This is a genomic window from Azospirillum sp. RU38E (assembly GCF_900188385.1).
Taxonomy (GTDB): domain Bacteria; phylum Pseudomonadota; class Alphaproteobacteria; order Azospirillales; family Azospirillaceae; genus Niveispirillum.
The window spans coordinates 32,064-45,775 of sequence record NZ_FZOI01000028.1; the positions used below are offsets into that span (position 1 = coordinate 32,064).

Genomic DNA, 13,712 nt, shown 5'->3' on the forward strand with positions numbered 1-13,712 from the left:
TGTCATGAGCGAACCTTGCGGGGGTGGCCCGGCGGCTGTCGCCGCGCTGTGTTCTCAGCTGGCGACCGGTGCCACACCGTCCTCAGTGCCGGTGCCGCCCGCCGCTGCGGCTGGGGCCTTTGCCTTGGTCTTTTTCGGCAGGGGGGCCGGCGGGGTGCTGCTGCCCTCGCCCAAGGGCCGGATCACCAGCACCGAATCCGTCCAGCGGCCGAACTTATAGCCGATGGCGGGCAGATAGCCGGCACGGGCAAAGCCGAAGCTTTCATGCAGCCGCAGTGACCGTTCATTGGCGGCATCGATATAGCCGATCATCTGCCGGTATCCCGCTGCCGCACAGGCATCAATCAGGAACTGCATCAGCTGCCGGCCGATGCCCGCCGACAGATGGTCGGGATGCACATAGATCGAATGTTTCACCGCATAGCGATAGGCCGGGCGCTTGCGGAACGGCACGGCATAGGCATAGCCCACCACCACGCCATCCAGCTCGGCCGCCACATGGGGCAGCCGCTTGTTCAGCATGTTCTTGCGCCGCCGCTTGATATCATCCTCATCCAGCGGTTCCGGCTCGTAATCGCCGATGCCCCGGTGGATGTAATGGCTGTAGATGGCCAGCATCGCTTCCACATCCGCATCGGTGGAGGTGCGGACGATCAGGGTGGGGGCGGCTGGTATTGGCGTTTCATTCATGGATAAGAATGGTCCTGATATCACGGCGGCCCCAAGGTCCATACCCTGGGGCCGCCCGCTGTTACTCACGCACGACGTAGGTATAGAAACGGATGCGGCCATCGGCATCCTGCTTGCGATAGACGCCCTGGATTTCATTGTCGAAGCCGGGGAACAGGTTGGCCCCCTTCTCGAACACCCGCATATAATCGATCATCGGCTTGGCTTGTTCCGTCAACCGCTCGCCCGGCAGCACGGTGGCGATGCCGGGCGGATAGACCAGCATCAGCGTGGTGGCGATGCGGCCCATCACCTGATCCAGCGGCACGAAATCCACCTTGTTGCGCACCAGATGCTTGGCGGCGACATGGGGCAGCATGGCCATTTCCGGCAGATGTTCGGGGCGGAACTGCTGGCGCTGCAGGCTGCTGATATTATGCTCGCGGTAGAAGCTGTGGATATCGCGGCACAGGTCGCCCAGGCGCACGCCATTGTAGCGCGGCGCGCGGCGGCGGACGAAATCGGGCATGATCTCATCCAGCAGGGCATTGTCATCATGCAGCCGCTTGAAGAAGATCAGCGCGCTCATCAACCCGCCGGCCTTGCTGCTTTCCACGCCGGGGGTCAGCAGGAACAGCAGTGAATTCAGGTCGTTCTTTTCCGGCACGATCTGGTTTTCGCGCAAATATTCCGCCACCACAGGGGCGGGCACGCCCTGTTCCAGATAGGCCCCGGTGCGCCGATCGAAACCGGGCGTCAGAATGGTCAGCTTGTTGGGGTCGGTCATGGCGTAATCCGGCCCCAGATGGCTGAACCCGTGCCAGCCCCGCCCCGGTTCCAGCATCCAGTGCGACGGGTCGCGCGCCAGATCGTCGGTCGGCACATCTTCCCAGCGCATGTCCCGCCCTTCGAACCGGGTGAGATCGGGCACGAACGGGTCGAAGAACCATTGGCGGGCGGGATCGCTTTCCTTGTCCAGGAATTCCCGCGCGATGGCGCGCAGCTTCTTGCGCGTCTCAATCCCCAGCCGGATGGTGTCGTCCCACAGCACTTCGCCCGACTTGCCCTTCATCATCTGCGCGCCGACATCCAGCGAGGCGAAGATGGGATAGAAGGGGCTGGTGGAGGCGTGCTGCAGGAAGCTTTCATTGAAGCGGCGATGTTCGACGCGCCGTTCAATATCGCCGATATGCTTGTCCTTCACATGGATCTGGGAGGCCTGGCTGAAGCTGGCCAGCTGCTTGTGGGTGGATTGGGTGGTGATGATGCCGGGGCTGTCGGGCCCCAGATTCTTCACCCCCATGCCATAGCGGCCCTGGAACAGGGGATGGAACTTCATGAAGCCGGCCCAGGCCTCATCAAACAGGATGTAATCACACAGCGGGCCCAGCTTCTGCACCAGCATATCGGCATTATTGATGGTGCCGTCATAGGAACATTGCTGGATCACCGCCACGCGGAACGGGCGCGGCTTCTTCCAGGCATCGGGATCCTTCACCCAGGGGTTGGTACGGATCTTCTCGCGGATCTTGTCCTCGTCCAGCGCCTCATAATCGATCGGGCCGATCAACCCATGGGCGTTGCGGTCGGTTTCCAGGAAGATGGGCGTACCCTGGCCCAGCAGCAGGGCGCCATGATGGGCGGCCTTGTGGTTGTTGCGGTCAAACAGGACCAGATCGTCCTCCGCCACCAAAGCGCCCAGCACCACCTTGTTGGAAGCCGAGGTGCCGTTCAGCACGAAATAGGTGCGCTCCGCCCCGAAAATCTTGGCGGCTTCCTTCTGGGCGCGCAGGGCCGGCCCCTCATGCACCAGCAGATCGCCCAGATCGACGACGGAATTATCCAGATCGTCGCGGAAGATCGCCTCGCCCAGATGTTCCACGAAGATGCGGCCGATGGGGCTGCGGCTATAGAAGATGCCGCCATTATGGCCCGGACAGGTCCACATCTGGTTGCCTTCTTCGGCATAATCCACCAGCGCGCCGAAGAACGGGGTCTTCAGGGTTTCGGCATATTGGCGCAGCCGGCTGATCAGGTTCTTGGCGATGAATTGCGGCGTCTCCTCGGCCAGGAAGACATAGCCGTCAATCTCCCGCATCACCTCCACCGGGATATCTTCCAGCCGCTTGCGCCGCACCAGCAGCACGATGGGCATTTCCAGCCCGCGCGACCGAACCAGGGAGATCAGGGCGGCGGCCTTGCCTTCCGACCAGCGCTTGCCCCAGTCCAGCACCATGCAGCCGATGGCGGCATCGGTGCGGATGGCCAGTTCGGCATCCTCGATGCGGCGCGCCTTGGTGACTTCAAAGCCCAGCCGCTCCACCTCGCTGATGATGTCGTGCAGCCGCGTGCCCTCCAGCTCATCGGCCTCGAAGGCGGGGGCACAGACCAGGAAATTGAAGCGGCGGAAGAAATCCATCTGGGAGGCTCCGTGGGACTGACGCTAGAGAAACCGGCGCGGCGGAGGAGGGGAACATGTTGCGGCGGTGATCGCAAAAGAAGTTTCAAAGAAACTTCATGATCCACCGGCGCACCGGGAATGCTGGGGCAGAGGACTGACGGAACGGGCGGGAAAGTTCAATGGCTGAAACCGTTTCCCGCTGCATCAAAAGGTGACTGTGACGCAGTTACCCGCCCGCCGCCGCGCGCTACAAGATTTTCAGGAATGATCGATCGGCGCCGGGACAGGAGAGCGAACATGCGTGACAAGGCCAGCACCCATCACGATGTCATCATCATCGGGGGCGGCCCGGCGGGGCTGGCCTTTGCCCGCTCGCTGGCCGGCTGTGGCCTGGATATCGCCATCGTCGAACGCCAGCCGCTGGAAGCCCTGGCCGACCCGGCCTTTGACGGGCGGGAAATCGCCCTGACCCACCGGTCCGCCGGCATCATGGCGGCGCTGGGCGCCTGGGATCGCATCGATCCGGCGGAAATTGCCCCGCTGCGCAAGGCGGTGGTGCTGAATGGCGGCTCCCCCTTCGCGCTCAGCTTTGGCGGGGAAGCGGAGGGGCAGGACAGGTTGGGCCATCTGGTGCCCAACCATTTGATCCGCCGCAGCCTGTTCCACAGCGTGGCAGGGCAGGAAGGGCTGAGCCTGATCACCGGCCAGCCGGTGACGGAGGTGCGGGCCGACCGTGACCAGGGGCTGGTGCGGCTGGCCGATGGGCGCTGTCTGACCGGGCGGCTGCTGGTCGGTGCCGATTCGCGCTTCTCCGACGTGCGCGGGCGGCTGGGCATCGGGGCGGAGATCAACCGGCTGGGCCGGTCCATGATGGTCTGCCGGGTGGACCATGAGGGCGACCATGGTGGGGTCGCCACCGAATGGTTTGAACATGGGCACACCATGGCCATGCTGCCGCTGAACGGCCGGCTGTCATCGGCGGTGCTGACCCTGCCGACGGCGGCGATGGACCAATTGATGCGGCTATCGCCGGCAGCGCTGGGCCAGGATTTGACCCAGCGTTACCGGGAACGGCTGGGGGGGATGCGCCCGGTCAGTGCGCCTTACGTCTATCCGCTGGCCACCACCTATTCGCACAATTTCGTCGGTACCCGCGCGGCCCTGATCGGTGATGCGGCGGTGGGGATGCATCCCGTCACCGCCCATGGTTTCAATTTCGGCCTGCAGGGGCAGGAGACATTGGCCGGCCTGATCCGCGAGGCCGCGGAAAAGGGCCGCGATATCGCAGCCCCGCTGCTGCTGCGCCGGTATGAGATGCAGCACCGGCTGGCCACCCGGCCGCTTTACACCGCCACCAACCTGATTGTCGGGCTTTATACCGATGAAAGGCTGCCGCAACGGCTGGTGCGCCATGCCGCCCTGCGCGCCGCCGCCGGCCTGCCGCTGATCCGCCAGGGCGTCACCCGGCTGCTGATGCAGCACCGGTAAAAGAAAGCCCCCGGAAGCGGCACTTCCGGGGGCGTTTTCTTTATGCCAGGGCGATGACGCTGGCCGGGTCGCGGGCGGCCTGTTCCAGCACGAAATCCGCCAGGGTCTGGCACAGCGGATCATCATCGCCTGCCGCCCCGCTGCTGACCCCCAGACAGCCGAGATAAAGCGGCTGCGGATCGTTGGGCACCAGCAGGGCGCGGGACCCCTTATAAGCACAGAGGCCCGGCATCCCCGCCAGTTGCGGGTTGAAACCCTGGCCCCAGATATCGGAGCCATAGCCGATCTGTACCGCCGTGCTGGCCTTGGCAAAGGCGGTGCGGTCGGCGGTCAGCACCGTGGCGGGATCGGCATAGGACAGCACCACCCGGCCCAGCGGGTTGATCAGGCAAAAGGCAAAGCGACCCAGCGCCTTTTCCGCCGCAAAGCTGAAAAAGCGCGGCAGGAAGGCCGGGTTGAAATCGGCCAGCGTCACCGGCACGCCGGGCGTATCTTTGGCCACACGCACCAGGGTCTGAAAGGGGGCGGGAACCATCGGTTACTCTCCTTATTGCTGCCGCTCGGCGGCACTGGCATCGCGGATGGCGCGGAATTCGGCCTCCTGGCTCCAGTTCGGCCAGATGCGGCTGTCGGCCAGATTGCGCCCCACGGCATAGAGCAGGCCCAGATCCTGGCGGGTACCTTCCAGGTTCCAGTCCGGGGACCATTCATCGGATTGCTGGTGATATTTTGCCTTCACATAGGCATCGCCCCAGGCCTTGCCCGCTGCCTTGCCCCCGTCGATCAGATCATCCCCGGCACCGTAAGAGATGGCGGGCACGCCCTGCTTGGCGAAGGGGAAATGGTCAGACCGGAAGAAGCCGCCGGCTTCCACCTTCGGGTCGGGCGTATAGGTGCGGTGGCGCTTGGCCCCCTCGGCAATCAGCAGATCCAGCAGGTCCAGCTTTGCCTGACCGGAGATGGTGAAATCTTTGGCCGGGCCGGGGCTGATCACCGCATCCATGTTCAGCACACCCACTGTGCGGGCCAGCGGCCAGACCGGGTTGGCGGCGTAATAGCTGGAACCCAACAGGCCCTTTTCCTCCGCCGTCACCGCCAGGAACAACACCGACCGGGCCGGGGCCGGGGCGGCCTTATAGGCGCGGGCCAGTTCCAGCAGGGCGGCGGTGCCGGATGCATTATCCACGGCGCCGTTGAAAATGCGGTCGCCCTTGGCATCGGGTGCGCCGACGCCCAGATGGTCCCAGTGGGCGGAATAGATCAGTGTTTCATCGGCATGGCTGGTGCCGGCGATCCGGCCCAGCACATTCTTGGAAATGATGGTTTCCGGCTTCACCTGATAGGTGGCATCCAGCGTGGCCTTCAGGGCCACGGGCCGGAAATCGGCACTGCGGGCGGCCACGCGCAGTTTTTCAAAATCCAGGCCCGAGGCTTTGAACAGCTCCACCGCCACGTCACGCTGAATCCAGCCTTCCAGCGGGCTGTGGGCACTGCGCGGCTTGTCGCGCACAATATCGAACATGGTGTTGGTGTTGGAACTGGCCACCGTGGCCCAGCCATAAGAGGCGGCATCGGTTTCATGCACGATCAGGGTGCCGATGGCCCCCTGGCGGGCCGCTTCCTCAAACTTATAGGTCCAGCGGCCGTAATAGGTCATGGCCTTGCCGCCGAATCGGCCTGCCGGCCCTTCGAAATCCGGGTCATTGACCAGCACGACCATGATCTTGCCGCGCAGATCGACGCCTTTGAAATCATCCCAGTCGCGTTCCGGCGCCTTGACGCCATAGCCGACAAAGACCAGCGGCACATCCTTCAGTGACACGGCCGTGTCACCGGTCAGCGCCGCGCGTACGGCGATTTCCTTGCCCTGGCTCAGGGCTTTCGCCTTGCCATTCACTGTCAGGCTCAGGCTGGGCGTGCCGATAATATCGGATTTCAGCAGCGGTACATCCTGGGTCCAGCTGCGCACGCCGTTGGACCCCTGCGGCCCGCCCGGCTCCAGCCCGGCTTCCTTCATGCGCTGGATCAGGAAATCGACGGTCTTCACCTCGCCCGCCGATGCGGGGGCACGGCCTTCAAAGGCATCGCTGGACAGGGTGCGGATATCGCCGCTGAACCGCTGCATATCGAATGTGGGTTCGGCGGCCTGTGCGGCAAAGCCGGCGCAAAGGGCGACGGATGCCAGCAGGAAACGCTTCTTCATAGGCTGGAAACTCCATTTGGTCCCAGTCCCTGTTATCAGGCCTTGCCTCTCCCCGCAAATATCCGGGGTCCAGGGGCCTCGCGGCCCCTGGGATTTTATTGCTTTTTACTCTTCAATCGGCCGATAGCGGGCCTTATAGGCCGCATCAACCGCCGCTTCCTCATCCTGGGCGCGGCTTTCCTTGATATGGTTCAGCAGCGCATAAAGCGCCTCCTGCACCCCCTGGCCAGAGGCGCCGGACATGACCAGCACCGGCTTTTTGGCCGAGCGGCGCAGCTTGGTGCGCTTGAACTCGATCTCTTCTTCCGACAGCGCATCGACCTTGTTCAGCACCACCACTTCCGGCTTGTCGGCCAGCCCGCCGCCATACATGCGCAATTCGCGCCGGATGGTGCGATAGGCCAGCTGCACATCTTCCTGCGTGCCATCCACCAGATGCAGCAGCACGCGGGTGCGCTCCACATGGCCCAGGAAGCGGGTGCCCAGGCCGTGGCCTTCATGGGCACCTTCGATCAAACCGGGAATATCGGCGATGACGAACTCCTCATTACCGGCCTTCACCACGCCCAGATTGGGCACCAGGGTGGTGAAAGGATAATCGGCGATCTTGGGCCGCGCGCGGGAAACGGCGGCCAGGAAGGTGCTTTTGCCGGCATTGGGCAGGCCCAGCAGCCCGGCATCGGCGATCAGCTTCAGCCGCAGCCAGACCCAGCGCTCTTCCCCCGGCCAGCCGGGGCCGAAATTGCGGGGCGCGCGGTTGGTGCTGGTCTTGAAATGTTCGTTACCGAAGCCGCCATCGCCGCCTTTCAGCAGCACGATTCGCTGGCCCACCTCGGTCATGTCGGCGATGACGGTTTCCTGATCCTCGTCCAGCACCTGGGTGCCCACGGGCACGCGCAGCACCGCATCTTCCCCGCGCCCGCCAGAGCGGGAGGAGCCCATGCCATGGCCGCCGCGCTTAGCCTTGAAATGCTGCTGATAGCGGTAATCGATCAGGGTGTTCAGCCCATCGACCGCCTCAATCACCACATCGCCGCCCCGGCCGCCATTGCCGCCATCGGGGCCGCCATTGGGGATGAATTTTTCCCGCCGGAATGCCACCGCACCGGGCCCGCCATCACCGCTTTTCAGGAAGATCTTGCACTGATCGAGGAACTTCATGACGACACCACGGGATGGAAAACGGCAGGAACAGGCCTTTGGCGCGGGACCGCTGCCTGAGGACGCTGGAAAGCATAATCAAAAACAAAACAAATCGGGGGAACGGTTTCCCGCTCCCCCGACCGGACTCTTTTCTGGTGCTGCCGGCCGGGGCCGGCGGCGGACACCTTACTCGGCGGCGATCGCCGGGGCGTCTTCAACAACCAGCTCGTTGACCGCAACGAAGGTGCGACCCTTCAGGCCGGTCTTGAACTCGACATTGCCGTCGACCAGCGCGAACAGGGTGTGGTCCTTGCCGATGCCGACATTGGCGCCGGCATGGAACTTGGTGCCGCGCTGGCGAACCAGGATGTTGCCAGCCAGAACCAGCTCACCGCCGAAGCGCTTCACGCCCAGACGGCGGCCAGCGGTATCGCGACCATTGCGGGACGAACCGCCTGCCTTTTTATGTGCCATGGATCTTACTCCTCAAACGATAGCTTCAAGAAGGCGCTCAGGCCTGGATACCGGTGATACGCAGCACCGTCACTTCCTGACGGTGACCGTTCTTACGGCGGTAGTTCTGGCGACGCTTCTTCTTGAAGATGATGATCTTGTCATTGCGGTCCTGGGCAACGACTTCGGCCGTCACAGCGGCACCGGCAACCAGCGGCGACCCGACAGTGGTGGTGCCAGCATTGCTCACCAGCAACACTTCGTCCAGCTTCAGCGAGGCGCCAGCCTCGCCGGCCAGCTTTTCAACACGAATGACGTCGCCGGCCGCGACCTTGTACTGCTTACCGCCGGTGCGGATGACTGCGAACATTCTAACCACCACTTCTTCAAAGATCCGGGAAACCCCGCAATTGGGGCGGTCCCTTTCATTGTAGCCGCACAAAGGAAATCGGCGACCCGAAAGAGCCCCGTTCCAGAGGCGCGGGAATATACCCGCCATGACGGCCCTGTCAACCGGGAACCGACTCTCTGCCTAGGGTTTTGGCCCTTCATCCGGTGCAGGGGTGCCGCCGCAGGATCGCATGAAGCCATCGGCGCGATGGTAACGGTGCGTCATAGCCCCCACCGACCAGCATCGGAGCGTATTGAAGATATCATGAAAAGACCTGTTGCATCACCCTTTGGCTTTGTGTAGGTTCCCCGCCACTTCGCAGCGACGGCCGGGATTGACCATTCCCGATATGGCCTCACGCGGGGTTATGCGGAGAGGTGGCGGAGTGGTCGAACGCGTCGGTCTCGAAAACCGAAGTACCCGCAAGGGTACCGTGGGTTCGAATCCCACCCTCTCCGCCATTCAATCCAGCCATTATCCTCTACATCTCTTGGCTTGCCCCAGCGGCTTTGCGATGCCACGCTGACGCCTCCGCCCCCGACCGGAGCCGTTTTGCGGTGATCGACAAGCTGGAATTCTTCATCGCGCTGGCCCGCGAACAGCATTTCGGCAAGGCGGCAGAGGCGTGTGGCATCACCCAGCCCACCCTGTCCGCCGGCATCAAGCAATTGGAAGACACGCTGGGCGTGCTGCTGGTCAATCGCGGTGCCCGTTTCATGGGGCTGACGCCGGAGGGCGACCGCGTGCTGGATTGGGCGCGGCGCATCGTCAGCGATACCCGCGCCATGCGACAGGAGGTTCATGCCCTGCGCCATGGGTTGATGGGGCATTTGCGGCTGGCCGCCATCCCCACCGCGCTGGCCATGGTCTCGGCCTTGACCACCCCCTATCGTGAACGCCATCCGGGGGTGCATTTCTCCATCCTGTCGCGCACCTCGCAGGAGGTGCTGGGCATGTTGGAGAATCTGGAGATCGATGCCGGCCTGACCTATCTGGATAATGAACCGCTGGGCCGGGTACGTTCCATCCCGCTCTACCGCGAACATTACCGCCTGCTCACCTCCCGCGACAGCCCGCTGGGCGACCGTGATCAGGTCACCTGGGCGGAGGTGGGGCATATCCCGCTCTGCCTGCTGACGCCGGACATGCAGAACCGCCGCATCATCGACCGGTTGCTGCTGGGCGCCGGGGCCCGTCCGGCGCCGACGCTGGAAAGCAATTCGATGATCGTGCTGTTTTCCCATGTGCGCACCGGCAAATGGGCCAGCGTGATGCCGGAGGTGCTGGCCAGCACCCTGGGCCTGACCGACCCGATTCGCGCTATCCCCATTGTGGAGCCGGATGCCGTACACACGATCGGGCTGGTGGTGCCCAACCGGGAACCGATGACGCCGCTGACCGCCGCCCTGGTGACAGAGGCCCGGCGCTTTGCCCGCAGCCATGTGGAAGGCGGCGGTACTTTTTAAGGGGTGGCCTCCCCTTAATCATGCGGCGGCCCCAACCGGCCCAGCAGCCGCAACCCGGCATCATCCCCCAGCACATCGGCCAGGGAATAGCGTTCCAGCACCGCGAAGAACGCATCCAACGCCAGATCCAGCGGCCCCGGCAGGCGGCAGGCCCCCGCCAGTTTGCATTCCGCACAGCCCACCAGATCGATCTGGCCTTCCGTATGGCGGATCAGCTTGCCAATATTGATCTCCCCGGCCGGCATTCCCAGCCGGATGCCGCCGCTGCGCCCGCGCGATGACAGGATATAGCCATGGGCGGCCAGATCGCTCACCACCTTCATCAGGTGGTTCTGCGAAATCTCATAGGCGTTGGCGATCTCCCCGATGGAACAGAGCCGGTCGGGATGGGCCGCCAGAAACAGCATGACGCGTACTGCGTAATCGGAAAATCGGGTCAGGCGCACGGCCGCTCCTAAACATGCATCTATATTGCATCTTATATCGCTCCCTGATATATAGCATCCCAGATGCATGATTTGGAATGTGGATGAAGCGGGCGGCCATGATTGGCGCGCCACCGGCCCGCCGCGATCCGCCCTGATCGGGCATTTCTGCTTTTCCTGGCTTCATGTCATTCCCTCGGCCTTGTGCCGGCGGGAACGGGCTTTTTGCGCCCGCAATCCAAGGATGACCCCCATGCTCACCCCCGACCAGACCGTGATTATCAAGGCCACCGTCCCGCTGCTGGAAAGCGGCGGGGAGGCGCTGACCACACATTTCTATAAGATCATGCTGGCTGAACATCCGGCGGTGCGGCCGCTGTTCAACCAGGCGCATCAGGCCAGCGGCACCCAGCCGCGCGCCCTGGCCAATGCGGTGCTGCAATATGCCCGGCATATCGACAATCTGGGCGCGCTGGGCGCCTTGCCGGCCCAGATCATCCAGAAACATGTGGCGCTGCAGATCCAGGCCGAACATTACCCGATTGTCGGTTCCTGCCTGCTGCGCGCCATCCGGGAGGTGCTGGGGGCGGAGATTGCCACGGATGCGGTGATTGATGCCTGGGCGGCGGCCTATGGACAATTGGCCGATCTGCTGATCGGCGCGGAAGCCGGTGAATATGACAAGCTGGCCCAGGCGGCTGGCGGCTGGCGGGGGGCGCGGCCCTTCCGCATCGCACGCAAGCAGCCGGAAAGTGCCGAGATCACCTCCTTTTATCTGGAGCCGGTGGATGGCGGCCCGGTGCTGGCCCATCAGCCGGGCCAATATCTCGGCCTGCGGCTGGTGATCGATGGGCAGGAGGTGCGGCGCAATTACTCCTTGTCCCAGGCGGCCAATGGGCGCGACCTGCGCATCAGCGTGAAGCGTGAAGCGGGCGGGCTCGTCTCCACCCATCTGCATCAGGTGCTGGGGGTGGGGGATGTGCTGGATGTCTTCCCGCCGGCCGGGGCCTTCACCTTGCAGCCGGGAAGCGATCCGCTGGTGCTGATCAGCGGCGGTGTCGGCATCACCCCCACCCTGGCCATGGCAGAGGCGGCGCTGGCAGCCGGCGGGCGCGACGTGCTGTTCATCCATTATGCGCGCAACCCGGCCGTCCAGGCGTTTGGCCCCGTGCTGGCCGCCTGGGCGCGGGACCATGGCCGTTTCACCGCCCATCTGGTGCATGAAGAAGGGGGCAGCCCTGGCAACCCGGCGGGCCGGCCGACCCTGGAGCAGTTGCGCGCCTGGGTGCCGGCAACGGCGGATACCTATTTCCTGGGGCCGAAACCCTTCATGGCCCTGGTGAACAAGGCGCTGGCCACCATTGGCGTGCCGGCGGAGCGCCGCCATTTCGAGTTCTTCGGGCCTGCGGAAGCGCTGGGCTGAGCGGTGAGGGGGCTCAGGGGTTGATCCCCGCCCCCAGGCGCAACAACTCAGCCATTGTGCGGGCGGTGCGGCGGATATTCGCTGCCGCATCGTCCAGCGCCTTTTCCAGGGTACAGGGGCCGGGCACACAACTGACCATGGCGCTGATGCCGATTTCCCGCAGCCGCTCGGCCCCATCCCCCAGGCTGCCGGCGATGGCGATCACCGGCTTGCCCTGTGCTGCCGCCAGCCGGGCCACGCCCACCGGCACCTTGCCATGCAGGCTCTGCCCATCCAGCCTTCCTTCGCCGGTGATGACCAGATCGGCCCAGGCAATCCGATCCGTCAGGCCGATGGCCTGGCTGATAATATCCACCCCGGGGCGTAACGTGGCCCCCAGGAAGGCGTGCAGCCCGGCGCCCAGGCCGCCGGCGGCCCCGCCGCCGGGCAGATTCGCCACATCCAGCCCCCTCTGCCGCCGAATAATCTCGGCCAGATGGTAAAGTGCCTCATCCAGCCGCTGCACCATGGCGGCATCTGCCCCCTTTTGCGGGCCGAAAATGGCCGAGGCCCCGTGCGGCCCGATCAAGGGATTATCCACATCGCAGGCCACCTCCACCCGACAACCGTGCAGCCGTGCATCCAGACCCGTCATATCAATCCGGGCCAGTCGCGTCAGCGCACCGCCGCCAAATGGCAAATCCCTGTCTTCGGCATCCAGCAGCCTGATCCCCAACGCCTGCGCCATGCCGGCACCCCCGTCATTGGTGGCGCTGCCGCCGATCCCGATGATCAGGTGCCGGACCCCCTGGCCCAGCGCATCGCGGATCAACTCCCCCACACCGAAGCTGGTGGTCTGCGACGGGTCGCGCCGGGCCGGTGGCACCAGCGCCAAACCGGCGGCGGCAGCCATTTCGATGATGGCCGTCTGGCCGCTCAGCCCATAACAGGCCATGACCGGCTCCCCCAGCGGGCCGGTGACACTGATCTGGCGGGTCTGCCCATCCAGGGCCGCCACCATGGCCGCCACTGTCCCTTCCCCCCCATCGGCCATGGGGGCGATCCGGCAGTCGGCGGTGGGAAGGGCGTCGCGGATGCCGGCCGCGATCTGCTCCGCCACGGCCTGTGCGGCCAAGCTTTCCTTGAAGGAATCCGGGGTAATCAGGATCTTCATCGGGGGTTCCTTCCTGATGGGGGGCTTCACCTCCTTATATCACCGACAGCGACGCGGCGGCTTTCCGCTTCCCGCCGCGTCGCCCGATGCCGAAAAAGAAGGGCAGTAATTTTCTTCAAAAAAGATGTTGCATCGGTTTTGCTGTGCGCCTATACAGCGCCTCCCACGACGGCGGGCCGGTTGGTTTGTCAAGTTGTGGGACGGGGTGATGGTGGTTTTGGTCAGTATCACCGACGGTTCTTTGAAGGTTTAGGCCTTCGGACAAGTGGATTTATCTATCGTACTGTTGGGCATTGTGTCTGCTGGACTTAGTTCTGGTGGGTTGATTGCTTGATGGTCCGTTGACCGGGTTGGTTCTATGCTTTTTGTAGCGTTTCGGCGCTGCGGAGAAAAAAGTTTGGAACGGTGAAAAAACGGTTGACGGGTTGGTTGGAGGTGTTTAGAAAGCGCTCCACCAACGACGGCGGCGCCGCTGCCGACGATGGATTTGCAGTCTC

Annotated in this window: 12 protein-coding genes and 1 tRNA gene; 4 read left to right on the forward strand and 9 right to left on the reverse strand. The window is 64.0% G+C overall.

The features are described 5' to 3' along the window. Positions 1 to 54: 54 nt before the first annotated feature. Both CHB97_RS24280 and CHB97_RS24285 read right to left on the reverse strand, forming a co-directional pair. Entirely contained in the window at positions 55 to 690 is a 636-nt protein-coding gene (locus tag CHB97_RS24280) for a GNAT family N-acetyltransferase (protein WP_200820110.1), read from the reverse strand. A gap of 61 nt (positions 691 to 751) precedes the next feature. Then, positions 752 to 3,088: an Orn/Lys/Arg decarboxylase N-terminal domain-containing protein gene (locus CHB97_RS24285; protein ID WP_089290611.1), complete on the reverse strand. Its 2,337-nt coding sequence runs from the start codon at positions 3,086 to 3,088 to the stop codon at positions 752 to 754. A 279-nt stretch (positions 3,089 to 3,367) separates the two neighbouring features. Here CHB97_RS24285 and ubiM point away from each other — a divergent pair, with 279 nt between their 5' ends. Next, positions 3,368 to 4,558, forward strand: a complete 1,191-nt coding sequence (gene ubiM / locus CHB97_RS24290) for a 5-demethoxyubiquinol-8 5-hydroxylase UbiM (RefSeq protein WP_089290612.1) — start codon at positions 3,368 to 3,370, stop codon at positions 4,556 to 4,558. A 40-nt stretch (positions 4,559 to 4,598) separates the two neighbouring features. Here the strand turns inward: ubiM and CHB97_RS24295 are convergent, their stop codons facing one another. The 5 genes from CHB97_RS24295 to rplU form a co-directional block, all read right to left on the reverse strand. Next, positions 4,599 to 5,093: a hypothetical protein gene (locus tag CHB97_RS24295; RefSeq protein ID WP_089290613.1), complete on the reverse strand. Its 495-nt coding sequence runs from the start codon at positions 5,091 to 5,093 to the stop codon at positions 4,599 to 4,601. A 12-nt stretch (positions 5,094 to 5,105) separates the two neighbouring features. Further along, complete coding sequence (locus tag CHB97_RS24300; RefSeq protein ID WP_089290614.1) at positions 5,106 to 6,761, reverse strand: M28 family metallopeptidase; 1,656 nt, start codon at positions 6,759 to 6,761, stop codon at positions 5,106 to 5,108. 105 nt (positions 6,762 to 6,866) lie between these two features. Then, the gene (gene obgE / locus CHB97_RS24305) at positions 6,867 to 7,922 is read right to left on the reverse strand and encodes a GTPase ObgE (protein ID WP_089290615.1); all 1,056 of its coding nucleotides are present in this window, start codon (positions 7,920 to 7,922) and stop codon (positions 6,867 to 6,869) included. Positions 7,923 to 8,090: 168 nt separating this feature from the next. Then, positions 8,091 to 8,378: a 50S ribosomal protein L27 gene (gene rpmA / locus CHB97_RS24310; RefSeq protein ID WP_089290616.1), complete on the reverse strand. Its 288-nt coding sequence runs from the start codon at positions 8,376 to 8,378 to the stop codon at positions 8,091 to 8,093. Between the two features lie 37 nt (positions 8,379 to 8,415). Continuing rightward, entirely contained in the window at positions 8,416 to 8,727 is a 312-nt protein-coding gene (gene rplU, locus CHB97_RS24315; protein ID WP_089290617.1) for a 50S ribosomal protein L21, read from the reverse strand. 392 nt (positions 8,728 to 9,119) lie between these two features. On the opposite strand from rplU, the gene CHB97_RS24320 reads away from it, so the two are divergent. Both CHB97_RS24320 and CHB97_RS24325 read left to right on the forward strand, forming a co-directional pair. Further along, positions 9,120 to 9,209: transfer RNA gene (locus CHB97_RS24320), tRNA-Ser, on the forward strand. A gap of 96 nt (positions 9,210 to 9,305) precedes the next feature. Beyond that, positions 9,306 to 10,214, forward strand: a complete 909-nt coding sequence (locus CHB97_RS24325) for a LysR family transcriptional regulator (RefSeq protein ID WP_143271177.1) — start codon at positions 9,306 to 9,308, stop codon at positions 10,212 to 10,214. Positions 10,215 to 10,228: 14 nt separating this feature from the next. Here the strand turns inward: CHB97_RS24325 and CHB97_RS24330 are convergent, their stop codons facing one another. Beyond that, on the reverse strand, positions 10,229 to 10,660 hold the full coding sequence (locus tag CHB97_RS24330; RefSeq protein ID WP_089290619.1) for an Rrf2 family transcriptional regulator: 432 nt from the start codon (positions 10,658 to 10,660) through the stop codon (positions 10,229 to 10,231). A 232-nt stretch (positions 10,661 to 10,892) separates the two neighbouring features. Here CHB97_RS24330 and hmpA point away from each other — a divergent pair, with 232 nt between their 5' ends. Beyond that, a complete protein-coding gene (gene hmpA / locus CHB97_RS24335) occupies positions 10,893 to 12,062 on the forward strand; it encodes an NO-inducible flavohemoprotein (protein ID WP_089290625.1) in 1,170 nt (389 codons plus the stop codon). 13 nt (positions 12,063 to 12,075) lie between these two features. Here hmpA and CHB97_RS24340 read toward each other — a convergent pair whose 3' ends face one another. Continuing rightward, positions 12,076 to 13,215 (reverse strand): glycerate kinase, encoded by a 1,140-nt coding sequence (locus CHB97_RS24340; protein WP_089290620.1) that lies wholly within the window; start codon positions 13,213 to 13,215, stop codon positions 12,076 to 12,078. Positions 13,216 to 13,712 lie beyond the last annotated feature (497 nt).

What these genes read in the sequence shown, in the direction of transcription:
- CHB97_RS24340 (WP_089290620.1), bottom strand. Translation starts at nt 13,215, where the DNA reads ATGAAGATCCTGATTACCCCGGATTCCTTCAAGGAAAGCTTGGCCGCA.
- CHB97_RS24280 (WP_200820110.1), bottom strand. Translation starts at nt 690, where the DNA reads ATGAATGAAACGCCAATACCAGCCGCCCCCACCCTGATCGTCCGCACC.
- ubiM (WP_089290612.1), top strand. Translation starts at nt 3,368, where the DNA reads ATGCGTGACAAGGCCAGCACCCATCACGATGTCATCATCATCGGGGGC.
- hmpA (WP_089290625.1), top strand. Translation starts at nt 10,893, where the DNA reads ATGCTCACCCCCGACCAGACCGTGATTATCAAGGCCACCGTCCCGCTG.
- CHB97_RS24295 (WP_089290613.1), bottom strand. Translation starts at nt 5,093, where the DNA reads ATGGTTCCCGCCCCCTTTCAGACCCTGGTGCGTGTGGCCAAAGATACG.
- CHB97_RS24300 (WP_089290614.1), bottom strand. Translation starts at nt 6,761, where the DNA reads ATGAAGAAGCGTTTCCTGCTGGCATCCGTCGCCCTTTGCGCCGGCTTT.
- rpmA (WP_089290616.1), bottom strand. Translation starts at nt 8,378, where the DNA reads ATGGCACATAAAAAGGCAGGCGGTTCGTCCCGCAATGGTCGCGATACC.
- rplU (WP_089290617.1), bottom strand. Translation starts at nt 8,727, where the DNA reads ATGTTCGCAGTCATCCGCACCGGCGGTAAGCAGTACAAGGTCGCGGCC.
- CHB97_RS24285 (WP_089290611.1), bottom strand. Translation starts at nt 3,088, where the DNA reads ATGGATTTCTTCCGCCGCTTCAATTTCCTGGTCTGTGCCCCCGCCTTC.
- obgE (WP_089290615.1), bottom strand. Translation starts at nt 7,922, where the DNA reads ATGAAGTTCCTCGATCAGTGCAAGATCTTCCTGAAAAGCGGTGATGGC.